The following is a 24982-nucleotide window of genomic DNA, read 5'->3' on the forward strand; positions in this document are numbered from 1 at the left end:
ACCTGACCGGCAATTCAACCGGGCATCCCTTTATTCCTTCGGAACCTCGGTGCGAACCAGCGGAAGACTGAACCCACCCGTGTGGTACTGGTGACAGAGTGTACATTCTTCGCCTGCCGCCCGCTCCGTGTGGCAGGTGGCACAGGTTGCCTTGTCGATGGGGGTGAAATTCGGCGCATGGACCGCAGGGTCACCCTGCTCATAGGTCTTCAGATAGGTATCTGCACCCGTCGTCAGCGCATGGCAGGTCACGCATCCTTCCGTGCCGACCGCACTGATGTGCGGGTCGTGAGAAAACCGTGTGAACCGTGTCGTCACCTGCGCCGGATCGAATGGTTGCCATCGCACGGATTTTTCGACGCCAGCCGTGTCCACGCTGTGACACTTGGTGCAGCGTCCGACTGCTCCCGGGTCGCTGAGTGACGCAAAAACGGGATCCCGCAAGGCCTTTTCCTGTTCCGTCGCCGCATGGCCCGAATAGTCCAGCCATGTTTTCAGGAACGGATCTTCGTGCCCCGTCGGCCGATACCTGATCGTGTGATCCTGCCGGTACCAGCCGCCGTAAAGAGCCCAGCTTTCCGGATCGAACGGCTGTTCCGAGGGGGGCGCAACGGAACCGTCTGTTGAAGCAGAGGCATCTGCCGCTGCATCGCTCAACAGGTCAGTGCCGTCTTCGTCTGCAGCAAGGGTGTCCTCACCGGCGAGTATGTCATCACCCGCGAGTATGTCCTCGGCCCCCGCAGGTTGGCCCAGGAGCAGGTCTCCGTCGGTGCCACTTGATGTGCCCTCATCCGCCAGAATGTCCAGGCCTTCCGACAGATCGGTATCAGTCGCACTATCAAGCGGTATGTCGTCTCCGGCTACCGTGTCTTCCGAAGCGAGAATATCATCGCCGGGCGCAGCTTCATCGGCACCTGCAGGTGCCAGCAACAAGTCGTCTGAAGCCAGTTCACCACCCCCATCCGCTCCCCCACCAAGGATGAGACCGCCGTCATCATCGCCATCATCCGTCCCGGTCAGAATATCGGTTGCCACCTGTCCCGAGGTTGGGGGAGAAGCCTCCCCGGCCTCCGCAGCCTTGCTCTTTTCAAGTTCCTGCCGGGCGTCTTCGAACGCACGGGTTGGCACTCCATCAGCGTGGTGGGCAAGGTCCTGGGAAAGTTCCGGCAACCATTCCCGATTGGCGGTCGCAATCACGTCATGCGGCATGACGCCGACCATCAGGGCCATTTGCCTGTGATCTGTCATGGTTTCGCTGTCACTCGCTTCGGCCCCCATCGCGGCAGGAAGACCATCACGTTCGATGTTCGCCAGCAACTGCTTGACCGCCCAGGCCAGTGTTTGAACCTTTGCCAGATCGTCTTCATCGGCGCTTCGCAGATCCAGAAGATCCAGATCCGACACCTCTCCGGCAATATCCCGGCCATCCAGCACCAAGGCCAGAAGAGCTCTCATGAAGGGGGTAATTCCTGCCTCGGAGGATTCCGGCCACGCCCCGATGTCGATCCCCCGTTCGATCAGGGTTTCCATGTCCAGGCCCGGAACGGAAAGGAAGTTCGTGCCTTTCGGTCCGCTCACGATGGTCTGACCAAGGAGATCGCCACTGTGGCAAGAGGCGCACATGCCTTCGAAGTCGCGCACCGCCATGTAGCGACCACCGCTCCCGGGCTCGTGACACGTCTCGCACATCGCCGGAGCCTTGCCGGTTCCACCCGGTTTTTCAGTGGTATCGGGGAAGTGCTTTCCGAAATGCGACTTGTGATCGAAGATAATGCCGGTCCGCAAAAAGAAGGGATAACCGGTGAACTGCGGATGGCTGTCTTCAAAGCGCCCGAACTTTTCGACATGGCAGGTCTGGCACCTGTCGTTTGAAACGTCGGTCAGCTTGCCCAGGCTTCCCTGGTGCTCCTGGTGACAGGTCGCGCAATAAATCGCCGGCGATCCCGATCCTGCTGCATCCGGCGCTTCCCCTGCCCTTGGAATTGAGAACTTGATGCGGTTTGTCCAGCTCTCGTCACGCCCGGCCCGTCCTTTAGCTTCATGGGCAAGCGTCATCTGTCGGAGTTGCTCTACCGGAGTCGTGTGTGCAGTGAACGGTTGAGGACCGACGTCATGGCAGGTTGTGCACAGGGTTGCCGTCTGTTTCGGACCTGCAGCCGTTGCGGCAAGACCATGCAGCCAGCCGAGGCCCTGTGGACGTGCGTCGGCATGGCAGGACTGGCAATCGGTCAGGTTCGCGTGCTGGGCCGCAAGCCGGCCCGGCATCAGATAATCCTTTGCCGCCCCACCCGACAGGATGATCGCCACAAGCCCGGCTGTCAGCGCGGTAAGCCAAACCGCCGCCCGCCGCCTGCGCTTGCGCAAGCTTGGCTTGGGTACGCATGGCTCCTGGGTCTGGCAGCAGCTTCCGTCAGGCAACGGGCCACTGTCGCACGGCCCGCCTTCCTGGCTGGAGCGACGGCAGATCCAGCGGTCATCGTCCTGCACTGGCTGGCAGACAGGCCCTGCCCTGCAATTGCCTTTCCGGTCCGGTCCCTGACGGCACGGGCACCCGTCAGCCAAATGACCGCACACCCAGTCGTCCTGCGGCCGTTCGTAGCGGCGTTCCTGAACACCAATTCTGCGCAACAGGCTCATGGTCAGGCAATTCCGCTTGAAAAGGCATAGGCAACGACGACATGCGCCAGGATCGCCACGATGAGGGCGTAGGTCGGCGGCACATGCAGGAACAGCCAGAGCTTCAGAAGCCCACCGTTGGCATATTGGAAATCAAGGTCATTCTTGGCACGCACCAGCTGTCGCATCCGCTCCAGGCGCTCCTTGCCCTTGCCGTCCAGATACCGCTCAATGGATTGCAACTCACCCATGATCCGCGAGATTGGCAGGCTCGACTGGCGCAGATGGGCGAACACGTACCGGGGCCGCGCAAAGAACCGCCCGAGTTCGCGCTGATAGACATTGGCAAGGCTGACAGATGCGCCGTCTTCCAGCGAGGCCAATGCCAGGGCTTCGGCCTCTTCCGCAATCTGCGCCCGCAGCACGGGGATGCGCTCAAACAGAACACGGTCGCCGCGCCCTTCCAGCCGCACGGGGATGACACGGGACAAAATGCCGCCAACGCAGCCACTTGCCGACACCAGCACAAAAAGCAGCCACAAAAGCCATTCCAGTGGCGCATTCGGGAACCGCAGATGCGTGTGCACCAGAAAGACGCCAATGGTCAGGAACCCGAGATAGTAATGCACCTGCAGCCAATGCCGGACCCGCCCGAGCGGCAACGTGCTCAACTGCTTGCGCAAGGTCAGCAACAGCATGGCGGCCATGACCGCAACCAGAAACCAGCCGTTGAAAAACTGGCTGTCGCGCAAAGAAATCCTGTAGGCCTGGTTTACGGTCATGAACGCCGCAAGCAGTACCGCTGCCGCGCCGAGCTTCAGGAGGATGTTGCGATTGAGGAGCCAACTCATTTCAGCCACTCCAGCAATCTTTCGGTATCGCGCATGTTGACTCGCGCAAGCGCGTCATGCGGACAGGACTGGACGCAGGCGGGACCTGTCAACTGATCGGCGCACAGGTCGCATTTGGTTGCCCGGCTGATGGGGTGCCCCTCGCGGTCCGTCACGAAATGGCCGTTCTCGTCGCGGATCTCGACCATTCGGATATTACTGTAAGGGCAGGAATTGGCACACGTCGCGCAGCCGATGCAGGTGTTGTCGTCAATCACCACCGTACCGCTGTCCTCAGCCCGGTGAATGGCGCCGGTCGGACAGCCGATCAGGCAGACCGGGTCGGTGCAGTGCATGCAGGCGCTGGCGATCATCGCGTTTTCGAACCGGCTGCCCTGGCGCACGAAACGTGGGTTGTTGTCGTGGGCGGTCGCACAGGCGCGCACGCAGTCGTCGCAGCCGACGCAACGCTCCAGATTGATCAGCATGGCTTCCTCGCCGTTGATGAAACGGTGATCAACGAGAAAGTCCATCATTCCCTGGCGCAACTCACCGCGCGATCCATCACGATCGTCCGGCCTGCCCTGCTGCAGAAAGGAAGGGTCGAGCCCGGGAAGAACGTACTTCTGGACCAGATGCGTTGGAATTCGGATGACGTCGACATAGCCGATCGCACGCAGGCTGGTGTCCAGAACGGGCGAAACCTTGTCTCGCGTAAACGCCGCGATCGCGTCCAGGCCGAAAACGTCGTTCTTCGACAGATGACCAATGGTCCTGTCGCCATGATCGATCCGTTCGCTGACGCGGGCAAAGCCGCTGTTGATCAGCAACAATCCATCGACATGGCTGCCTTGTTCGCAGATCACCGGCTCCTGCTGAATGATGTGCTGTGCGCCGTCTTCCTTGGATATCTCGGTCTTGAACCGGTGGGTCCAGTTGAAATTGCCATAGGTCTCGAACAGGGCCTCTTCTGCGATTTCCGCCAGCGCAGCACTGTCGACATGGGCAAAGACCGGACACTCCTGCAAACGGGTCAGCAAACCACGCTCGTGATAGAGCTGGTCGATCTTCTTACGGAAGCCATCCGACCAGTCGCGAATTTCCCTCAACCCCTGCCAGCGGAGTTCAAACAGGACGGTGTCGTCCTCCAGTGCGTAGATGGTCGCACGCCTTGGGCTGCGGGTCAGCGCAGCCAGCTCGCCGAACATCTGCGGGGCTTCGAGCAGGAAAGTCTCGTGTTTCGCGAGCAGATCGTCAGCGTCCACACGAAGCGCGGTTTCCACCGCATTTGCCCTCGCTGTGTCTCCGCCAGAAGAGGTTCCGGTCGAGGGTCTGCGAGACCGCCGCCGCGCAGGTCGATACTCCGGCGGGCGTCTGCGCGCAAACAGTTGGGCAAGGGACCGGTGCCAGGATTTCTGCTGTTTCCGGCCTGAACCTGGAGTTGGCGCAGACGCGGTCAAGCCGAACACGGCCCCAGACAGGATGACGAACAGCGAGCTGCCGTAGTCGCCCTTGCGAAGAACGGTTTCCCCTTTCTGATAGGTTCGGATCCGGCCGTCATTGGCGATGACGCTTGCGACGGGCAACCATGCGGGAAAGTCGCCCGGATTGACATCCGCAAACGCCGGCATGGCCAGGACACGGTCCACCGTTTCCCGGTCCAGCGGTTCCTTGCCGAACGGCTCGTCCCAGCGCCGGTTCCGCTCGTCGCGAAGCTCCTGATCCAACCCTCCGGCTCCCTACTGCGTCACGGGTCCCTTGAACTTGTCGGCGCCCGGAATGTACTTGTCGACGGCTGCGAATGCTGTCCCATCATAATTGTCAGCAAACTTGAGGCCGAGGACGGAGATCTTTGCCGCAGCATCGGTCAGTTCATCCTGGTTGTTCAGCTTTAGTTTGGCACCGCTCGCGATTTCCTGGATCTCGGCCAGTTCGGGTGCTTCGGGCAACAGCTTGGCAAGGCTTGCCATGACCTTTGTCGCATTGCTCGCCCGCTTGGCCATCTTCACGGCATAGTCTTTCTTCTCGGTCGCCTTGCTGACGCCGATCAGCGCCGTTTCCAGCTCGACGATACGCCCGACGAGGAACAGCATCCGCTTGCGTTCGATGGAAGCTTCCGGGTTGGACTTGCCTTTGTTGTACCAGGTGTTGTGACGCACCTCGCCCTGGCTCCAGCTGACAAGTTCAAAGGCACTGCCGGGCGTGTGCCCGCCCACATTCACCAGTTCCTCGTTCGGGACCAGGTGGCAGCTGAAGCAATTTTTCGCCAGGGCGTAGGTCATCTTGGGCCTGATCATGCCGGCAGCCTCTGCCTTTTCCCAGCGCGCAGCAATTTCGGCCTCGGTTTCCTGGCCTTCCTTCTTGCCGCTGAAACCCGAATGCACCTTGTACCAGTCCTTGGCCGCACCATGGCAGGACTCGCAGGAGTTTCCGGCAATCGCCTTTTCCTTGCCACCCACCGCCTGCATGGTGAAATGACAGTTGGTGCAAAGGCTCTCTGCTTTCAGCCGCTTGACGCCCATGTTGGCAGCGATCTTTTCGGCATCCTCACTTTTGGGCAGATCCCGGAAGGTGCTGAAATGATGCGTGTTCTGCCAGATCGAGGTTTCCTTCTTGTGGCATTCGGCGCATTCGTTCGGTCCGACGATCATGTCCGGGTCGGCCAGAGCCGGCGTAAGTCCGGCCAGCATGAGATATCCAATCGCACAGATGGCAAGGCAGGACGCCGCCTGACGCAAGCCCTTCAGTAATCCAGCCATATCCAATCCCTCAATCCTTTGATCCAAAAATGATGGACACCCTCGCGCGTCGTCAGGCGTCCAGAATGATATTGCCCCCCGGGCAGGCGATACACATGAGCACCGATCCTTGCGCCGGGCTGCTGGCGGGCCGCGTGACATAGGTCACGTCGCCTTCCTTCAGCGCTGTTGCGCAGGTTCCGCAGTTGCCGGCGCGGCAGCCGGAAGCGACACGAATGCCATTGCGCTCGGCAAGATCCAGCAACGTTCCGTCCTGGTCCTGCCAGGAAACTTTCTTGCCGGAGCGCGAAAATTCCACCTGCACGCTTTCCGAAGCATCCCGTGCGTTCGCAGGTGTCTTGACGGTTTTGACTGAGGCCGGACCGAAAGCTTCGAAGTGGATATCGCTATCCGGCACGCCCCAGTCACGCAGTTGCTCTGTCAGCGAGGACATCATCTGCGGTGGCCCGCAAACGTAAAACTCGTAGTTGGAAGACGACAGATACCGCTTCAGGACATCGACCGTCAGGAAGCCCGGGCAATCGTAATCCTCTCCCTCGACGCAATTGTCGGTCGGCGAGCTGTAGAGGACCCGGTAGTGAACATTGTTCCGCCGCTCGGCGATCTCCCGGATCTCTTCGCAAAGCACGATATCCTCGCCACTGCGCGCGGCATGGAAGAAATGCACTTCCCTGTGACTGCCGGCATCATCGAGCGCTTTCAGCATCGACAGGACCGGGGTCAGCCCGACGCCACCACCGATCAGGACAACCGGCCGTTCGGACTGGAGATCCAGCACGAACCCTCCCCTGGGGGCCTGGACGTCGACAACGTCGCCTTCCTTGAGGCTGGCATGGAAATAGGTCGAGGACAGCCCGCCGGGCACGGTTTCATCGGCATCCGGCGGCGGTGGCAGCTTCTTGATCGTCACCCGGTACCGGTCGAGCCGGGACGGACTGTCGGACAGGGAATAACAACGGATCACCGGCGCGGGCTGATCCGCGATCGGCAGTTCGAATGTCAGGAACTGCCCCGGAAGGAATGGAGGCAATTCGCCACCGTCATGCGGTTGAAGATAGAAGGAACAGATGTCGCCGCATTTGTTTTCGATCCGCTTTTCGACAATCCGGAACTTTCGCTTGCCGGCCCAGGTTGTTCCGGACTTGAGCCTGTCGACTTCGGCATTGCGCAGGGCAGCCTGCGCCAGATCGTTGAAATGCTGCAGGTGCCTGGCGTCCAGGCGCCTTTCCCGAAGGACGGCAGCCATCGACGAATAGACCCCGAGGCAGAGCTGAAACAGGGCGAGAGCTACGATCGCACCACCGCCGATTTGCAGTGCCAGGATCATACGCAAGCCGCCTTTTCGACCAGAAATGAGCCGATGTTTCCCATCAGAACCTCGTTCTCAATTCCATTCGCAGTCCTGTCCCCGCCTTCCGGTCCTGACCGGCGGAAACAAACCCGTCGACCTGAATGCTGCTCCTGTTGTTGAGGGCATGCAAGAGCTGGCCGCCAAACGCGACCACTCCGGCGTCGCTGCCGTCGGTGTCCTTCCGGCCACCGACTTCCAGAACAAGCTGTGTCTTGTCTTCGTTGAAGAACATCTGGTGGCCGATCGACCCACCAAAAACACTGTCCGCCCGGTTGGAGAGAGCGGATCCGCCCAGACCGACAACCGGCGCGGCAAACAGGATGCCCACCTGACCAAGCGGACCGCCTGTCTGGCTGTCACGGGCAGCGGACGTGTAGTTGCCGATGGCCCAGAAAGCATTGGCATAGACGACGTTTTCCGATGCGATCACGGTTCGCGAGACTTCCGAAAACAACAACACGCCATTGTCGACGGCGGGTCCTCGCTTTTCGATCGCCGTCGAGGTGTTGATCCGGAATGCCGTGTTGTAGAGCCCGAACCGCTGCACGGCAGAAGCCCCGAAATAGAAGCCATCGCCGCCTTCGTCCTCATCGCTGATGACATAGGCAAGATCCAGGTTGGCCGTGCTCTTGCGGAAGTCGGCTTCCGTGAACAGGCCAAGCAGGAAGGCGCTGTCGTCGAGTTCGTTGTCGCCGCGGCGGATATTGTTCCAGCCGAACACACCGGTTGCCCGCAGGTCCGGTGTCAGTCCGGGAATGATAATCGTGTCCCGCGTGATGCCAAGCGCGTCGACACTGTCGTTGATCATCATGCCTTCCTGGAAGAACAGGGGCTGACGGCCGATGGAAAAGCCGAAATCGAAATTGCGGTTGTCGTCCGGGTCAAGGTTCGGGAAAATCTCGCCGAATTCGCCCTCGAAGAACAGTGTCGTCACATAAGGGTTGAGCCCGTTGACATATTCAACGCCACCTTCATCCGTATAGAGAATACCCGTGTTGCGGCGCTTTTCCGTCAGGGGTGAGAACCCGATAAGGATACGCTCGGTCGGTGTCAGTTTCAGATTGGCAAAGATGTCGATGCGGCTTGCCCAGAACTGGCGCGGATCGTCAAGGCCGTTGGCATAATGGCCGATGGCCGTGCGAGCATCGCCGAACACCCAGAGCGCCGGCTGCCAGATCGCCCCGGTTGGCAGTTCGATACCGGGCGAAAGGTTGCCGCTGGCGAGAAATTTCTCACCACGCTGGAAGATAGGCGGTGTCGGAACCAGTTCTTCGTCTTCCGCGATAATCGGAACCGCATCCGTGCTCAATTCGCTCGAATGGTGGTCACCGGCAATCAGGGGTGCAGGCCCGCCGCTGTCTTCCTGATGCTTGCGGACTTCCGCTTCCGTGACCATCGGAATAGGGTCGTCGCTCAGGGCGCTGCCTGCTGCCCGGGCGTGTGAGCCCGCCTGCAGAAGAAGTGCAGCCGCCGCTACTGTTGTGAACGCCCACGCGCCGATCCGCCCCGACCGATTGCTGCTTGCCTGATTTCTCATTTGAGCACGACACTCGCCTTGCGGGTCCACAGAACGGAGCTGCCCTGCACCACCTTGCGCGCGATCCCGGCCGGGCTCATGCCATAGTCGAAGCCCGCGCCCTGGATGGCCGCAATCAGATTGACCGGCACCATCTGTGAAATCAGTTTCACCGAGATCGAATACCGCTCACCCGGCTTCAGCACGTCGGCGGGAACAGCGTAGGTCGCCGTGCGGCTCGCCCCCGGCTCCAGGTTCTGCTTGTGCTTTCTGGCCCCACGCGGCCGGCCGTAAATGGTGGTTGCCCGGCGTTCCGGCCGCACAAGCGGCAGAACGTCCGTCGAGGTGTTCACCGCCAGCACCTGTTCGCGTTCACCGCCGCGCAGCAACCGGACCACGAACTTGGACTGCAGGCTGAACAGGTCCTTGTCCAGCTTCAGTTCGCCATTGTGTACGTAAAGCGAGTGGGCATCACGAACGTCGCCATTGGGATCGCGGTCGCCGGACACATAGACCGTATTGCCCTTGCTGTCCTTGACCGTCACCTGAAGGAAAATCAGCCGTTCGGCGTCGAACCCGGTCGGCACACCGTGGCCATCCGTGCCACTGCTGACGTCGACGGAAAACTTGAGAGCCCGGCTGGTATTGTCGACAATGGTGATGTCGCTCAGCTTGAAGCCGTTGCGCAGCACCTGGAGCCGTGCCTGACGTGCCTTTTCCAGACGCTCGAACTGGGTATCCAGGATCTCGCGGCCGTCATAGCGGTCATCGATGGACGACCAGGCTTCCGGAAACTTGTAGCCGTCCTTGACGTTGTCCTCGAACTTGTCCGTTCCCCAGCCGGCACCGACATTGAACTGCAGCCATTCCGCCAGGGTCTTGAACTCCGCCGCCTCTACATTGTGCGGAAAAATGCCCGGATGAATGATCGAGTAGTCGGGTCCTGCGAACATGTGGTTGGTCAGTTTGCGATTTCGGGTCGGCACGTCACCAACGATCGCCGCCGGGCCATAGTCATAGCCGGAGGCGACTCCCTGGACCTTGCCCATGTGGCAGTCCTGGCAGGTTTCGCCCCGCTTGGCAGCCGGAGAGCGCTTGTATTCGGCAAAGGCTTCTTCCAGCTTGAAGCCGTTGAACAGCGTCACATCGTGGCATGTGCCGCAAAACCCGGGTTTGGTGAGCGCAAAGAAGGGCTTCGCCTCGGTGTGAATGCTGCGGCCCGGATCATCCCGACTTTGCGACACCCGGTATTCCTCAGGAGTGTTCAGGACGCGCTTCAGCTCGTCGCCGCCCTTGGGACCGTAGACCGGCGAGAACACATCCCCCTCTTCGAGCGCGAACCGCCCGCTGATCTTTCCGTAGTTCCGGCTGACCCGGTGACAGGCAACGCAGGTGATGCCTTCCCGCGAGGTCGGATTGCGCTTCAGGTTGGAAACATAAAGAGATTCGCCGATGTTCATGCCCACCGGGTTATGGCAGCGGATGCAGAAATCGCCGTTGGTCGCGCTGGTCTTCATGTTGATGGTGGTCTGCATCGCCATGTAGATCGGGCTCAATTGCGCATAGGCATGCTGGGAAACGGACCACTGTTCGTACTGACCAGGGTGACAGGTCGCGCAGGTGTTCGCGGACGGATATTTGCTTTCCAGGAAGAGCTTTTCATGTTCGGCATTGGCGGTTCGCCGGATCGTCTCTTCCTTCTTCTTGCCTTCAACGGTCTCGGTCAGCCCGGTTCCACCGCCGCTCAACAGGTCGTCATCATCGCCAACGGTCAGAAGGTCATCGTCGGCAAGAAGATCGTCGTCTCCGGCCAGCAGGTCATCGCCCGAAACATCGGCCCCTTCCCCCGCCAGCAGATCGTCTCCTTCCAGCAAATCCTCCCCGGCGAGCAGATCATCGCCATTCGCCGGAGCATCATCACCGGCCAGAAGATCGTCGCTTTCGGAAGCAAGGCTGCCGTCAGGCTCTTCTGCAGTCAGCAGATCGTCGCCGCCGGAATCAGACGGCAACAGGTCGTCATCGCTGTCGGACAAAAGCGTGTCGTCCGAGACCGCGTCTTCGGCCGGCGCTTCTTCTGCAAGTCCGTCACTGGAAGGCGTCAGCAGGTCATCGTTCTGCGCGGCCTGCGCCAGGAGCAGGCGGCTTCCGGTCTCATCGCGATCTTCGAGCTGTGACACAAAGTCGACAAGCGCCCGCACATCGCCCGACTGCAGCCATTGCTGGTGATACTGCCGAAATTCATCTGAAAAAGCGGCAGCACGATCAATACCGTCAGCGCCGGAAAGAATGAGTATTCCGAAAAGATATTTCAAAAACGGCCGAAAAAATTCCGAAAAACGCGACATTCCAGATCCACACAAAACATGTTCTCAGGCCATCGCTTACACCGATCCCCCAATACAAAATCACACTACGGAAACCACAGGACAACATCAAAAGAAAACTGTTCACAAATTTGCCCCATTTTTGCCCAGGCCGACCCGCAAAAGGCCTCGCAAGACCGCGCGAGACGGCACTGTCCTGGCCGTAGCTGGCGCTTTCAGATTTCCGGAAATGACTTGTTTCAGCGGCTTTGCCAGCAACATTCGACCCGTCCAAAACGGAACTCTGGCGGTGCCGTTTCCGCGCGATGAAATCTCACGACAAGACTTCGTTTTGCCGCAAACATGCGACCGCTCCAACCCACACGCAGGACAGACAAGACGGGTTTTTATGATGGGGAAAGGAAAGTGGCGGAGAGGAAGGGATTCGAACCCTCGAGACGGTTGCCCGTCTACTCCCTTAGCAGGGGAGCGCCTTCGACCACTCGGCCACCTCTCCGGTCAGTCCCGTTTAGTGCCCGAAGCCTTGGGAAGCAAGCCCTTTTTCAACTCCGACGAAGGTTTTCCACGCACACCATCCCGGCAACTTCCCGCAGGAACATGCAGAGAACAGATAAGGAATTGCAGAGAGATTTCTGCAAAACCCCGACGGTTTGGTTCTGATTTGTTCCCTGGGCGCTGACGGAAGAGCGATCTGCAGAAAAGGCTAACGAGTTCAACCGGCTTCCACCACCACTAAGATTCGATGCTTAGTAGCTATGGTGAGAACAAATATCAAAACCTCAAAATAGCAATCTCGGCCCCTAGCGACGAGTTAGCTACCGCTCTACATCCCATAGGTAGTGGTACGGCGTCGATTCTAGTAGTTTGTTATTCTTAAAACTACGCACAACCACATTACTTTGTGTGTTGTACAAGTACCCGTTCTGCCCCCTAAGTCTAATCGACTCTCCGACCTTCAAGTAAGACGATTGCTCTTTCTCCAACTTACTCAGCCTATCTCTGTAACTATTCAATATATTCAGATCTTCCTGAATAACATCCACTCTGCTCAACATTCCTTTCAATTCCTGCTCGACTAAATTTTCGAAATGTTCTCGAAGTTCTTCTTTGATTTCTCCTGTCGCTTGGGCTTTATATTTATCAAGATCCGCGTATAAATTTTCCTTCGCCGAATTTAATTGAGTTACAACTTCTGAGATTGTTCTTTCGGTTTCCCTCTGAACTACCCTCCCTCTTTCTTCAATTTGCGCCGAAGCATTGAATACAGACATGGTTATTTTCCGCTCGGACTCATCTATCGTTTTCTGAAGTCCATCTATTCTAGACTCAGCAACCGCAACCGATTGATCTAGTTTAGCAATAGTATCTCGCGCATTTATTACTAAGGTCACACCCCATGCGCCGGATATCCCAAATATCGCAGCTACGGCGATTACCGCCCAAAACACTTTATCGAAGAAATGAACTTTTTCGCGCAATCTGGTGATTTCGGCTTCTAATTCTTTGATAGTTTCTTCCATTGCCTTCGCCCCCAGCGATGATTGAGTGCAAAAATAAGCGACCGCCAACCTAGCATGGAGATTTGCAACTATAAAATTGAAACCGTAACTTCAATCGGGCACTGAATTCTAAAGTAGGAGCCGGATAAATGTGCGGCCGTTACACCCTCATAAGCCCCTGGCGGGAAATCGTTCGCCTCTACCGGCTGAATGACAAGTACCTGCAGCGGAACACCGAGGCCCGTTACAACATAGCGCCCACCCAGGACGTGCCTTTCGTCTATCTCGACAACGATGGAAACCAAGCTGTTTCAGATGGTCGGTGGTGGTTGGTCCCACATTGGGCGAAGGAGCTACAGAGTAAGTACCCAATGTTTAATGCGCGTTCGGAAGATGCGGAAAAGAAGCCGGCGTTTCGTGATGCGTATAAGACCCGCCGGTGCCTAATCCCCGCCGATGGCTGGTATGAATGGACAAAGGGAGAAGACGGCGGCCGGGACCCTTGGTTCATTCACCTGCCGGACATGGCGCCATTTTCTTTCGCCGGTCTATGGGCCTACAACAAAGCGCTTGATGTGACGTCGTGTACGATCCTGACTGCTCCTGCTGTTGAGCCCATCAGTCAGGTGCACAACCGTATGCCCATTGTACTTGATAAAACGGTATATGACGCTTGGCTTGATCATAATACGTCGGTCTTCGATGCGAAGGAACTACTTGCAAAAAATCGTGGAAGTGAGTTTGAGTTCTACCGAGTTGGACGAGAAGTGAATTCATCAAAGTCGGGGAATACCCCGGGTCTTACCAACGTGTTGGCGACATCTTTGTGAGTCAATCCAACCAACTCTGAGAGCCCCTTCGTCTCCTGATCATACTCCGTTTGGTGTATCAGGTAACAAATCCAAAATTTTTGCAGGGCTGCTATCGATGGGAAATGGCGCTTTTGTGGGACCTCGCAAAGCTTTCGAGAGCGAGTGAACTCCAATGGTCCTGTCATTTCGCTTTTCGCGTTTAGAACCCAAACAATTAGGCTTTTGCACCATTTCAATCTGGAAATGCGCATCACAGTCGTTTTCTGGACGCCATTTAATCTGCATTGAATAATACATCAAATCCGGACTTATCGCGTCACAGTATCGAATATCATAATATCCAACGTAATAATTTACCTTCTCCGAAGGCACATGTTCTCCGAACTGACTAATTAGCCGCCGATTTGCGGACTGTGCGACGGAAGATCCATATTCATGAATTCTATCCTCACACCTCATTATGAATTTTGAAACAACAGAAGATATATACATGCTCCTGTCATCATTGGATTGAAAGTTGAAGAACTGCTCAAAATCAAAAATATTTTCGTTTACAAATTTGGGAAATATAGCAACCCTGCTAATCAAATCGTCTTTTTGCATATTTCATCAATCTTCCAAGTCTACATCAACTGATGTCGATCGCGTGTTCGCGGACAAATTTTCTAATATAGACTTATAATCTATATCTACACCTTCTGATAAGATCTGCTCACAACGTACTACGCGCGGCAAAGAAAGATGCATCAAGTCAATCTCATCTTCTGCAACCGTTAGGTAACGTTTGAAATCGCCACCTTCCCAGGTAAAAGAAAGGGCTTCGCGATCTTGATTGATAATTTTCGGCGGCTCCATTTTGAGCTGTTCTTTCAAGAACCCCAACACCAATGATGCTTTCTTAGCAACGTCTGGCTCCAGGTGCATTTGGTCAAATTCGGGCAATTCACTCATCGTATAAATGGCTTGAAAAAGGTCCCCGTATAAAGACGTTTGCCAGTTGGAAAACACCGGATTACGCTCAGTACGGCCATTGAACGCCTTCCCCTCAACACTCATCATGTATTTTTCAGGATCACCGGTTGAGGAAGAAGAAACTGTTGCAACCTTTTTCATTGCCGAACCAAGCTCAGACTCATCAAAATCGGTTATGCTCAGATTTTCACGATCAGTCATTGTTCCTATTCCTCGAGTTTCTTGACCGAAGGATCTGCCGAAGATGCTTGCAATTCACTTAGAAGGCCTTTGAGTAAGGACCTTTGCTCGACAGTTACGTACTTCACCCCCGAAGGAACCGTATTATAGTCCAGACTTACTAAAACAGAATAGCGCTTATCAGACAATGGAGTAGAAGAAAGCTCTGTTCCGCTATCGTTATCGTACTGAACAGCATAGAATTGAGTTTCCTCAACATTGTACTTAACAACTCGATTTATTGCGACATCGTCACAAATATGTTTCCTTTTATTGATCTGAAACATTAAATCGGACAAATTCTCAGACTTTATCGGAATACCGCATAGATCAATAAACTTTTGGTTGGCAGCCTTCTGGTCCGAACAGGGAATAGCTAAAGTTGCAACGATGGAAACGCGTGTCACATCACCAATCTGCGCCATACCATCGCTATCTAACCAATCTGAGAACTTGTTAAGAGCTTCTGATAATACAATTACAGATGGCCTCTCCTGCTCGAACTTTGCCTCTGATTGCCCTTTTGCAACCAAATCAATTCGACCTGGATTAACTCTAACGTTGTACTCTGTGCCATCTACAAAACCGCTCGCAAGGCTAAAGAACGGTTTGGACGGTGAAGGCACTTTATTCATTTGAAAAGTATCCGGCTCCGACCCCACATAACTTGTAAAAATTTTGGAGGCAGAAAGGCTTTCAACATTTTCTGGAAACCAGATAAAACGAACACTTCGGGCGCCAAACAAAATCACCAATCCCCTCTTGTGATCAAACTAATATCGTGTTGGGTCTGCCAACGTGCAAGCTTCAGCCGATCAAGAAAAATTTCTCGACCATTAGCATGCAACACTGAGTTTTCAAAAATGATAAAAGTCTGGCAACTTTTTGGTAGAAAAAATTGTTGCTACGGTCCCCACCTGATCCCAGACAACAGCTTGTAAAGTCCCGCCAACGCCAGCGCCCCCACAATGGTGCTGATCACCTTGCCTTTGACGCTGGACGTATCTTTTCTCACATCACGCAGAAAATGCATGTCTTTCTGCGCTTCGATGGTGTTCTCGATATCGACGCCGAGCGCCTTCAGCACTTCTTGAGCAGCTTCCCGGCGGCCTTTTTTGCCACCTTCGCGGGTGACTTCCCGTATCTGATCTTTGTTCACTGCACGCCCCTGCGTAGCCCTCTTTGATTTCGTCGTTCCACCGGCCGCAGCGCATCACGCGGGCATTAGCGCGGCCAAGTGCCTGGTCTGTCCGGATCAAGGCCACGTCCAACGGTTCCCCGATCTGTACGCCAGACGCTTCTATCCGCCGGCAGTCGTCCGGATAGCCCGGCAACTCCCTGGATGCTTCTACCTGTGCCGACAATGCGGCGGCCGTTCGCAACCGCTCAAAAAGATCAGGCTGCAAAGTGTAGCCATCCCCAACGGTCGAAACATAGTGTTCCAACTCCTGTGCTGCGGCTTCTGCCCGGCTGTTGGGTTAGGGAACGTTTTTCCCGAGACTGTTCATCGCACTACCAGAAAGTTTCAACCCCTTCTCGCATGATGATTGCCTGGCCCGCAGTTCTCCGTGGTAACAGATCGAGTTCCCGCCTTCCCCTTCATAATTCAGCCGCAGTCCTCTGGTGCGATAGGCACTCTTCAACTTGCCCGGGTATCGGAGAAGTGCCATAGCCGAGCTCGCCTCTCCGACGCATCTGACACGGTTTGTCGCGGAACGGTTTCCGTGGATCTGTGCGCTCTGGCTGCACCTTGCACTCTATGCCGTGTTGAACGATGCGGCCCTATGGCGGAGTGTCCTGCCGGAACCACCCGAGCCTGTCTCGGTCGAAATTATTCCGGAATTTCTGCCGTCATCCATGCCGGAACCGTTTGTGGATGAAATCGGAGAAAACCAGCCGCAAACGGCGGCGGTTCCGCAGCCAAATTTGTCCGGTCCGGCTTCCGGTTCGACAGCCGCCCCAGCCCAGCCTTCCTCTTCAAGTGCCAGCTTGCCGGCGCTCACAGCGCCTCCCTCTTCGGCAGCAGAGCCCGAACAGGAATGGGTTACCGCCAATGCATATTTTGCGAATGACGTCCTGAACGACCCACGTTCCGCACAGGCACGCGAGTTTCTTCCGACATTGACCAGTGAAGACGGGCGCGAGCAGATTTGCGCGCTTGAGGCGATGGAGCAGGTACGCCATGCACGGCCGGGGTTCAAACCGACACGGCTTGCGCCGCATGCGTTTCGCAATTCGTTTCAAAAGGAAGATATGATTGTCGTGCCCGCCGGTGCGCTCAGAAGCAACCGGGTCTGGTACGAAATCGCCTATCGGTGCCGGCTGGACGCCAGCGGCAAGATCGTCAGCGGGTTCGAATATGCCCTTGGTGCACCAATCGACCGGTCGCTCTGGGACGAATACGGTCTGGCACCTATCCATTGACCGGATCGGTCGCGGCAAGGGTCGGGAACTGGACGCGGCAGAAAACTGAGCTGCCGCGTCAGGTTGTGAATTCCGGTTCAGGTGCCGTTCGGCCGGCAGACCTCACCCGGTTCAATGCATCGACAGCCATTCACGAGCCGAGCGCTGAGCTTCGGCAATCTCGGAAGTCGACATTTCACCGGAGATTTCCTTGCGGTAACGCGCTGCATCCCTGTTGCCTTTGAGAGCGGCAATGTTGAACCACTTGTGCGCGGTGACAAGGTCGGTCATGCCGTGACGGCCGCAAGCGCTGTCCAGACCCATCTGGAACAGGATGTCCGCGGTAACCGGCTTTTCGCCCATGATGGCCATATCGGCCGAGTGCATTTCAAAACGAGCCATAACACTCCCCTTTCGTCGTCTGTCTGACGTCTGCGGAACGGACCTGATCCTTCTGGATCCACCGTTCCTGTTCCCTACTGCCAACCGGTCCCGCTTCTGGGCACACGTGCTGGCCACGGACCGATCTAAGAAACACAAGCTTTCGTGAAGCTTTCCCCGTTGCTTCTTGATCTCTACTTCATCAGCAGCAGTTAAAAGGGGCGTTAAAATTCAGGTTTAACGTAATGCGAACAAAATTTTAAATAAGTCTGAAATTCATATCGCGGTAAGCATATGGTTGCGATTTTCCCTTTTCAATCAATCATATTCTCCGAAAATTTGACGAGGCGGATCAACCTTCTGTTCACCATGGATTCGTTTCCACATCTCTTTGCCTGACTTTGTCTTGCCACGGGCAACGCCGGTTGCGCGCAGGTGCCTCTTTTCCGCGAAACAACGAAAATGGGCTCACCTGACGTTGGGTGACGGCTTTTCAGCACGTTTCCTGGTCTGTACATTCCCTTTCCGTAAACGGAAGGCATTCCGCTTTGGGAGGAACATATGCTCAAGACCATTCTGTCGTCCGCGCTTCTGGCGGGCGCCCTCATCACGACATCGGCAACGGTGTCTTTCGCGGGCGACGCGAAAGGCGACTGGGAGCGCCCGAACGGGGCTTCCAAGATCCGGATCAGCTCCTGCGGCAGCTCCCTGTGCGGCAAGCTGATCTGGCTGCGGGAACCGCGCAACGACACCAAGAACCCGGAGGCCGCCAAGCGGGACCGTCCGCTACTGGGTGTTCAGATCGTTCAGGCCATGAAGCCGACCGAAAAGGAGAATCAGTGGAAGGGCAAGGTCTATAACGCCGAGGACGGCAAGACATACACCGGTTTCATCGAGCTGACCTCCGCCAACGCCCTGAAGCTGGAAGGCTGCGTGATGGGAGGCCTCATCTGCAAGGGCGAAACCTGGAAACGGGTGCAATAGTCGGCTGAACAAAGCCTGAAATCGCCAAATCAGTCGATTTGGCCTTTCCTCCGTCGCAATTGCCGGTCAGAGATTGTGGCGCAGTCGGCACCAGCATTGTGGCGGGGGATAATCGTGGTTCCTGTTTCTTTCTTTGTTTCTGCTTTTCCGGTCAGCAAATTGTTTTCCAGAGCCGGTCTGTTTGCGCTCCTGCTCGCAGGTGCGAGTGGCCAGGCTGCTGCTGCGCCAGACATCAATGGCAAGTGGAAAACACCGGCCGGTGCCGTCATCCAGATTGAAAAATGCGGCAAGGTGCCCTGTGGCAAGATCGTCCGGTTTCCGGCGCCCAAGGGCCATTCAATGGAAACCACGCCGGACCTCAACAACAAGGATGAGAGCAAGCGCAAGCGGAAGGTGCTCGGCCTGACTGTGCTCTGGCGACTTGCCCCGCAGAAGGACAGCTGGAAAGGCCGGGTCTACGACCCGCGGCGCGGTTTCAGCGCTGATGCAACCGTGCGCCGGAAAAACGCTTCCGCACTGGAGGTCCAGGGTTGCGTTCGTGTTGTTTTCAACATGTGCGAGAAGGAAACCTGGCGACGGGTCGACTGACATCACCAGTTCACAAGGTTCGCCCGAAGCCATGCCTGACACCAGCCTCTCGCCAGAAGATGTCAAAACACTGACCAGGCTGGAGGAAAGCCTTTGGCGGGCGGACACGCGTTATGACCCGGTTCTGATGGACCGGATTTTGCGGATGACTTTTTCGAGTTTGGCCGATCCGGCCGTGTCTACCCACGTGAAGACCTGATCCTGCCCACAAGTGCCGCGCGGCCGATTGATGTGCGCCTGCCCCTGCCCCGGCTGACGTTCACCGTGATCGACACACATTCGGTCCTCGTGACCTATGTCAGCGAAATCCGCCGCGAGAGCGGTGAGGTTGAACGGGCGAACCGCAGTTCGATCTGGAGCATGCGCAACGGTGCCTGGCAACTGAGATTCCATCAGGGCACGCCGATCCAGACACCGACTGATACCTGAAGGCTCAGACGAACATCTTCTTGTAGCCGAAATGGCTCTGGTCATAGCCAAGGCGCTTGTAGAAGTGATGAGAGCCTTCGCGTTCCCTGTTCGACGTCAGTTGCACCATGCAGGCGTTGCCCTGCCGTGCCAGGTCTTCAGCCCTTGCCATCATCAGCCGCCCGACACCGGTGCCGCGCTGGTCTGCCCGCACGTGAACGCTTTCCAGTTCCACCCTGGGGCGCCCCTGAAAGGCGAGGCCCTTCATGAAATGGATTTGGAAGGTGCCGACCACTTCTCCGCTTTTTGCAAGCGCGACGTAGATATCGCACTCGGGTGCGGCGACAAGTGCATCAAATGCCGGGCGGTAGTCCTGCCAGTCGTCAAATTCCCTGTCCTTGCGAACACTGGTCGCGCCCGCATTGATGATGGCGACAATCTCGCGCAGGTGCTCCGGGCGGGCTTTTTCGATCGAGACGGAAGGAGACACTTTATCCGACATGTTTGGTTCGCATCTTTGTTCGATAAAGGAAATGGTCAGCGGCAGATGGCGGCCTCCGGCGGGAGTTTTGCAACGCCCCACCAGGTCATTCGCCAGCCGGGCGCTTTCCACATATGCGGCCAAGCGCCAGTGAGATAGGTTGCCTCAAGCGGTTCGGCAGCATCCCAGAATGCCACCTGCCTGAAGCGGTCTGCCGCGGCTGTTTCAGGTTCCTTGTCCCCCTCCTCCCAGATGAAGAAGCAGCTCTGGCGCGGTGGGGTTCTGGCCGGAATGGCCTTGGTGACCAGCCGCGCGCCGGGGAACAGAACCCGCAGGTTGCCGCCGGTGTAACCATCGTCTGCAATCAGCGTCGCGTCCGCGGCCCCCAGTTCTGTGAGCGGTTCCGTCAGATCCGCATAGGGCTTCATGTGGCGGCATTTGCCGCCGCACCAGATCTTGTCAGGCGCGACCAATCCAGGCCCCCGGGCAAGAAAGGCAATCGCGACAACTGCCAGAACCACGGCCGTCAGCCAGCGCCACTGTTTTTCGAAACCGAAGCGCTCCAGATCGGCGAACAGCCACACCGGCAACAGCAGAAGCAGCGGATGCATGTGCCGCTCCTTGACGTAGGTTGCACCAGTGATCGCGATCATCAGGGCGGTTAGCAGGACCATCACGAAAACCGTGCGCCCGCACAGGCAGGCCGCGTCGCTGACGGCAGGTGTTTCAGGCTGCTTGCGACCAAGATAACGCGGCCAGAAAAGCAGCAGCAACAGTGGAACCAGCGGAACGGAAAAGCCGACGAGGCCGAAGGCAAGTTTTCCAAGCCCCTCGCCGGCACGCATCAGATGTGAGGTTTCAGCACTGACACCCATTGTGTCGGAAACGGATGCCAGCAGCTTCAATCCTTCGTTGAGGATCCAATAGGCATAGGGACTATAGATCAGCGCTGCTGCAAACGGCACCAGAACCAGGCCGGACAGGCGCAGCCGGCCGCGCAAGGCCGGGTCGCTGGCTGCGGCCAGGATCAGCGCCAGCACGAAAATCGGGTAAGAGTGCTTGCCAAGCAACCCTGCCCCGGCCGCCATGCCGAACAGCACATAGTAGCCGAGCCGCCCTGTCTCCAGTGCCTTCAGAAAGAAGAAGGCACTCATGGCGCAGGCGGCGGTCAGCACCACCGTGTGGGTGACGCCTTCATGAAGGTTCCAGCCGAACTGGTAGAAGAGCGAATAGGAAAAGACACACAGGGCAGCAAGGCGGGTGTCGTGAATCGCCTTGCGCGCGATCAGAAACAGAAACAGCGCGGCAATCGAGATCAGGGTGTATTTGACGAAAAGCGCTGCCCAGATCGTGGGGCCGAACACTTGCTGCGAAGACCAGAGCAGCCACTCATAAAGCGGAGGCTGCCGCAGCATGTAGCCGGGCTCCAGTGTCTGCACCAGAACGTTTTCGAACATGTCGTCCGTGCCGAGCACGGGTGTGTTCAGAGCCCTGAGCAGGATATGCGCGAGTCCCCAGAAGGCGACAATGGCCCAGACTCCAACGGGCGTTGCGTAAAACGGAGCCGGCCCTGTCCCGGCGGTCGAACTGCGAAACATCATGGCAGGGGGATACTAGATTTTCAGATACCTGTAACCTCGCATTTTCCCTCGTGAAAACAAAAAACGCGCGGCTTGGTACCGCGCGTTTCCATTCCCTGGCCGGCAATCCTCAGAGTGCGGGAAGCGGTGGGAGCGGTGTCTTCAGCCATTTCTTCGACAACTCGTCCAGCTTGCCGTTCAGCTTCTTGTGCAGAACGAAGACATTGACCCATTGCAGCAGGTCGATGTTGCCCGTCTTCACGCCGATGAAGGACGGCGAGTTGGCGATGATGAACTTGTTTTCCAGATTGAAGTCCGGATTGTCGTTGGAAATTCCGAGGGCAACCATGTTGCCCGTCACGATGACGTCGGCCTGGCCTGAAACATAGGCCGCAATAGTGGCAGCGTTGTCGCCAAACCGGATGATTTCGGCATCTTCCGGCGCATCGGCCGTGATTGCCAGATCTTCAAGCGTGCCGCTGGTCACGGCAATTTTCTTGCCGGAAAAATCGTCGATGGTCGACACTGCGACGTCAGGCTTGGCAAAGGCTCCGGAAAAGAACGGGGCATAGGCGTGAGAGAACCAGATCGACTTTGCGCGCTCCGGGTTGGCGCCCAGCGTTGCAATCACCAGATCGGCCTTGTCGGTTTCCAGAAACGGAATGCGCTGCTTGGAAGTGACGGGCACCAGCTCCAGCTCGACGCCGAGGTCTTCCGCGATCATCTTGGCGACATCGATGTCGTAGCCTTCATATTCGCCTTCGCTGCCAAGGGCGCCGAAAGGCGGAAAGTTCTCCGGTGTAGCGATCTTGATTTTACCGGCTTCCAGAATGTCCTTCAGCTCTGCAGATGCAGGACTTGCAATCATCAAGGCGGCAGAGACCGCCAAGCCAGTCAGCCCCAGAAATCTCTTCAACATTACGCGACCCTCCTTCGGTTGTTCTTCAAGCGCGATTTGTCAGGCGGCGGCCGCAGCCCCACCTTTGGACGATGCGGACCCCAGGCGTCTTTCCAGACGCCGCGACCACACAGACAGTGGAAAACAGAGTGAGAAATAGATCATCGCCATCAGCGGATAGATGACAAAGGGCTGAGTACCCGGCACGGGCGCATTCGCCCAGCGCTTGCCGACAGTCATCAAGTCATGAAAACCGATGATATAGGCAAGCGACGTGCCCTTGATGATTTGCACCATGAAGCCGACCGTGGGTGCAATGGCCAGGCGAAACGCCTGCGGCAGAATGATCAGAAGCATGATCTGGGCGAAGGTCAGGCCCAGCGCCTTGCCGCCTTCGTGCTGGCCTGACGGTATCGCTGTCAGAGCACCGCGCCAGACTTCGGCCAGGTAGGCGCTGGTATAGAGCGTCAGCGCAATGCCGGCTGCGCGCCATGGATCGACCTGAATCTCGAACAGATGCGGAATGCCCAGCCCGAGCAGAAACAGCAGCATCAACAAGGGGACGGACTGAAACAGCCATGTGTAAGCGGTGAAGATCCGGCGCAGTGTCTTGACCGGCGAAACCCGCGCTGCGGTGACACACACACCGATGAGACCACCACCGATGAATGCGATCAGCGACAGATAGACTGTGTATTGGGTCGCTTCCAGAAGCTGGAACAGGACAATTCCAAATGGTTTGCCGAGGATGGCGATGAAGACCTCTTTCATCGAACCACCTTCCATTTGAACAGCCGGTCATGCAGCAGCGCCAGCAGGGTTTTGAAACCCAGCGACATCAGCAGATAGATGATCGTGAGCGTGAAGAAGATCTCGAACGAGCGGAAATTCCGGCTGTCGATGAACAGGCCTGCCCAGGTCAGGTCGGTGACGCCGATTTCCGAAATGATGCCGGTCGTCAGGAAGAGGAAGATGAACTGGCTGTTGAGCGAGGGATACATGGCGGCAACCGCCTGAGGCAGACACACCTTCACGAAACTGAGCCAGCGCGGCAGACCGAGCGCATCGGCGGCTTCCGTCTGTCCGGCACCGAGTGAAGACAGCCCCGCACGCAGGATCTCGGCGAAATAAGCGGAAAAGTTGATCGAAAGCGCCAGCAGCGCGTGGGCCCAGAAGGGCCACTGATAGCCAAGAAGCAGAGGCAGCCCGAAGGCAACGAAGAACATCTGCACGATCAGCGGTGTGTTGCGGATGAATTCCACATAGGCCGCCGCCAGTTGGGCAAGAACCGGAACCCTGTAATGGCGGACAGCAGCAAGTAGCACGGCCAGCAGAAATCCGAGGATACCGCCGCCGATTGTCAGTACAGCGCTGATCAGTGCGCCCTTGGCGAGAAGCCACAAATATTCCGGATTCCGGTAGATCTCGAAAAATCTAAGGTTGGACATTGATACCAACCAGAGAAACAAGGCCGCGCTTCATGAAAAACTTCCAATGGTTCAAACCAGCATCTGAAGAGCAAGGCTTGTGCCAAAGGAGAGAATTGCAGGTCTTCGCGGAGAGCTCGCCACAACACTATAACTATAAGCGAACAATGGAGGCATTTGCCTCGGTATTGGGCAAAATTACAGGGCAAAGCAACCTTGCAACACGGCAATACAGGTAAGCGACCAATTGCTGTGCGGTCTGCAGCATTCGATTGCAAGGCACAGGCTGGCGCCGTGGGCTGCGCGGATCAGGTCCGGGTTGCCATGGCCCTGAAGGCCTCGACACATTGATCGGCGGCTGCAAGCAAGGCTTCCTCACACACGCCATCACGGGCCAGAACCGACATTCCGGTTTGCATCGAGAAGAGCATCGTTGCCGCGGCTGCGGTATCGAAGTCACCGGGAAGTTCACCTTCCTCCTTTGCCTGCTCGATGCGTGCCTGCAGTTGGAGAAGATTGTTCTTCCGCATCTTACTTAAGCCCGCCGGAACGGACTGGTCCTCGGTCAAACTGTGTTGAGCTCCCAGTACGACCATGCAGCCAGGTGGTTGTCCGGTCATGCAATAGGCTTCTGCAGAGCGCGTCAGGAAGGTCCGGACCGCATCGAAAATTGAGGGAGTTTCGTCCAAACCGGTCCAGATACCGTTGTGATAGTTCTCGACGTAGTGAGCCAGGGCTTCGCGGAAAAGCTCTTGCTTGCTGCCGAAAGCAGCGTAAAGGCTGGGCGTGTTAATTCCCATGGCCGATGTCAGATCGCTTAGCGATGTTCCCTCGTAGGTCTTCGACCAGAAAACACGCATCGCCCGCTCAAGAGCCTCTTCCCGGTCAAATTTTCTCGGACGGCCTCTCGTTGCCATTCAAACCCTTTCTGTAT

At 56.9% G+C, this 24982-nt stretch carries 23 protein-coding genes, 1 tRNA gene and 1 pseudogene; 5 read left to right on the top strand and 20 right to left on the bottom strand.

Going from position 1 to position 24982, the window contains the following annotated elements; genetic code table 11:
* Positions 1-30: 30 nt before the first annotated feature.
* The 9 genes from ACYQ54_RS11245 to ACYQ54_RS11285 all read right to left on the bottom strand — a co-directional run bounded on the left by ACYQ54_RS11245 (position 31) and on the right by ACYQ54_RS11285 (position 12916).
* Positions 31-2637, bottom strand: a complete 2607-nt coding sequence (locus ACYQ54_RS11245; RefSeq protein WP_460082175.1) for a cytochrome c3 family protein — start codon at positions 2635-2637, stop codon at positions 31-33.
* Positions 2638-2639: 2 nt separating this feature from the next.
* Positions 2640-3467 (bottom strand): hypothetical protein, encoded by an 828-nt coding sequence (locus ACYQ54_RS11250; RefSeq protein WP_460082177.1) that lies wholly within the window; start codon positions 3465-3467, stop codon positions 2640-2642.
* Positions 3464-5173: a 4Fe-4S dicluster domain-containing protein gene (locus tag ACYQ54_RS11255; RefSeq protein WP_460082179.1), complete on the bottom strand. Its 1710-nt coding sequence runs from the start codon at positions 5171-5173 to the stop codon at positions 3464-3466. The genes ACYQ54_RS11250 and ACYQ54_RS11255 overlap by 4 nt, the downstream gene beginning before the upstream one ends.
* Before the next feature lie 12 nt (positions 5174-5185).
* Positions 5186-6205: a cytochrome c family protein gene (locus ACYQ54_RS11260; protein ID WP_460082182.1), complete on the bottom strand. Its 1020-nt coding sequence runs from the start codon at positions 6203-6205 to the stop codon at positions 5186-5188.
* A 52-nt stretch (positions 6206-6257) separates the two neighbouring features.
* Positions 6258-7532, bottom strand: coding sequence for a 2Fe-2S iron-sulfur cluster-binding protein (locus tag ACYQ54_RS11265; RefSeq protein WP_460082184.1), 1275 nt, complete (start codon positions 7530-7532; stop codon positions 6258-6260).
* 43 nt (positions 7533-7575) lie between these two features.
* Complete coding sequence (locus tag ACYQ54_RS11270; RefSeq protein WP_460082186.1) at positions 7576-9093, bottom strand: hypothetical protein; 1518 nt, start codon at positions 9091-9093, stop codon at positions 7576-7578.
* Positions 9090-11417 carry a multiheme c-type cytochrome gene (locus ACYQ54_RS11275; RefSeq protein ID WP_460082188.1) on the bottom strand — a complete coding sequence of 776 codons (2328 nt, stop codon included), beginning with the start codon at positions 11415-11417 and terminating at the stop codon, positions 9090-9092. Before ACYQ54_RS11275 ends, ACYQ54_RS11270 begins: the two co-directional genes overlap by 4 nt.
* Before the next feature lie 385 nt (positions 11418-11802).
* A tRNA-Ser gene (locus tag ACYQ54_RS11280) sits at positions 11803-11892 on the bottom strand.
* Positions 11893-12211: 319 nt separating this feature from the next.
* The gene (locus ACYQ54_RS11285) at positions 12212-12916 is read right to left on the bottom strand and encodes a hypothetical protein (RefSeq protein WP_460082190.1); all 705 of its coding nucleotides are present in this window, start codon (positions 12914-12916) and stop codon (positions 12212-12214) included.
* A gap of 128 nt (positions 12917-13044) precedes the next feature.
* On the opposite strand from ACYQ54_RS11285, the gene ACYQ54_RS11290 reads away from it, so the two are divergent.
* Positions 13045-13725, top strand: coding sequence for an SOS response-associated peptidase (locus tag ACYQ54_RS11290; RefSeq protein ID WP_460082192.1), 681 nt, complete (start codon positions 13045-13047; stop codon positions 13723-13725).
* A gap of 39 nt (positions 13726-13764) precedes the next feature.
* Here the strand turns inward: ACYQ54_RS11290 and ACYQ54_RS11295 are convergent, their stop codons facing one another.
* From ACYQ54_RS11295 to ACYQ54_RS11310, 4 genes are all read right to left on the bottom strand, one after another.
* On the bottom strand, positions 13765-14310 hold the full coding sequence (locus tag ACYQ54_RS11295; protein WP_460082194.1) for a hypothetical protein: 546 nt from the start codon (positions 14308-14310) through the stop codon (positions 13765-13767).
* Between the two features lie 6 nt (positions 14311-14316).
* The gene (locus ACYQ54_RS11300) at positions 14317-14880 is read right to left on the bottom strand and encodes a hypothetical protein (protein ID WP_460082196.1); all 564 of its coding nucleotides are present in this window, start codon (positions 14878-14880) and stop codon (positions 14317-14319) included.
* Between the two features lie 5 nt (positions 14881-14885).
* The gene (locus tag ACYQ54_RS11305; RefSeq protein ID WP_460082198.1) at positions 14886-15650 is read right to left on the bottom strand and encodes a hypothetical protein; all 765 of its coding nucleotides are present in this window, start codon (positions 15648-15650) and stop codon (positions 14886-14888) included.
* Between the two features lie 152 nt (positions 15651-15802).
* Positions 15803-16057 carry a hypothetical protein gene (locus ACYQ54_RS11310; RefSeq protein ID WP_460082200.1) on the bottom strand — a complete coding sequence of 85 codons (255 nt, stop codon included), beginning with the start codon at positions 16055-16057 and terminating at the stop codon, positions 15803-15805.
* Between the two features lie 485 nt (positions 16058-16542).
* On the opposite strand from ACYQ54_RS11310, the gene ACYQ54_RS11315 reads away from it, so the two are divergent.
* Complete coding sequence (locus tag ACYQ54_RS11315; protein ID WP_460082202.1) at positions 16543-17322, top strand: DUF930 domain-containing protein; 780 nt, start codon at positions 16543-16545, stop codon at positions 17320-17322.
* A gap of 111 nt (positions 17323-17433) precedes the next feature.
* On the opposite strand, the gene ACYQ54_RS11320 is transcribed toward ACYQ54_RS11315, so the two are convergent.
* Positions 17434-17673: a hypothetical protein gene (locus ACYQ54_RS11320; RefSeq protein WP_460084759.1), complete on the bottom strand. Its 240-nt coding sequence runs from the start codon at positions 17671-17673 to the stop codon at positions 17434-17436.
* Between the two features lie 570 nt (positions 17674-18243).
* Between ACYQ54_RS11320 and ACYQ54_RS11325 the strand changes: the two genes are divergently transcribed.
* The 3 genes and pseudogenes from ACYQ54_RS11325 to ACYQ54_RS11335 form a co-directional block, all read left to right on the top strand.
* Positions 18244-18666 (top strand): DUF2147 domain-containing protein, encoded by a 423-nt coding sequence (locus ACYQ54_RS11325; RefSeq protein WP_460082205.1) that lies wholly within the window; start codon positions 18244-18246, stop codon positions 18664-18666.
* Between the two features lie 159 nt (positions 18667-18825).
* Positions 18826-19254, top strand: a complete 429-nt coding sequence (locus tag ACYQ54_RS11330) for a DUF2147 domain-containing protein (protein WP_460082207.1) — start codon at positions 18826-18828, stop codon at positions 19252-19254.
* A gap of 150 nt (positions 19255-19404) precedes the next feature.
* Positions 19405-19683: pseudogene (locus ACYQ54_RS11335) on the top strand (hypothetical protein); the annotation flags it as partial.
* Between the two features lie 4 nt (positions 19684-19687).
* Here ACYQ54_RS11335 and ACYQ54_RS11340 read toward each other — a convergent pair.
* The 6 genes from ACYQ54_RS11340 to ACYQ54_RS11365 all read right to left on the bottom strand — a co-directional run bounded on the left by ACYQ54_RS11340 (position 19688) and on the right by ACYQ54_RS11365 (position 24965).
* Positions 19688-20164 carry an N-acetyltransferase family protein gene (locus ACYQ54_RS11340; RefSeq protein ID WP_460082209.1) on the bottom strand — a complete coding sequence of 159 codons (477 nt, stop codon included), beginning with the start codon at positions 20162-20164 and terminating at the stop codon, positions 19688-19690.
* Positions 20165-20199: 35 nt separating this feature from the next.
* The gene (locus ACYQ54_RS11345; protein WP_460082210.1) at positions 20200-21744 is read right to left on the bottom strand and encodes a glycosyltransferase family 39 protein; all 1545 of its coding nucleotides are present in this window, start codon (positions 21742-21744) and stop codon (positions 20200-20202) included.
* Between the two features lie 109 nt (positions 21745-21853).
* Positions 21854-22642 carry a transporter substrate-binding domain-containing protein gene (locus ACYQ54_RS11350; RefSeq protein ID WP_460082212.1) on the bottom strand — a complete coding sequence of 263 codons (789 nt, stop codon included), beginning with the start codon at positions 22640-22642 and terminating at the stop codon, positions 21854-21856.
* 39 nt (positions 22643-22681) lie between these two features.
* Complete coding sequence (locus tag ACYQ54_RS11355) at positions 22682-23392, bottom strand: amino acid ABC transporter permease (protein ID WP_460082213.1); 711 nt, start codon at positions 23390-23392, stop codon at positions 22682-22684.
* Positions 23389-24069: an amino acid ABC transporter permease gene (locus tag ACYQ54_RS11360; RefSeq protein ID WP_460082215.1), complete on the bottom strand. Its 681-nt coding sequence runs from the start codon at positions 24067-24069 to the stop codon at positions 23389-23391. The genes ACYQ54_RS11355 and ACYQ54_RS11360 overlap by 4 nt, the downstream gene beginning before the upstream one ends.
* A gap of 287 nt (positions 24070-24356) precedes the next feature.
* On the bottom strand, positions 24357-24965 hold the full coding sequence (locus ACYQ54_RS11365) for a TetR/AcrR family transcriptional regulator (protein WP_460082218.1): 609 nt from the start codon (positions 24963-24965) through the stop codon (positions 24357-24359).
* Positions 24966-24982: the final 17 nt, after the last annotated feature.

The sequence above is a fragment of the Roseibium sp. LAB1 genome, from assembly GCF_054658235.1.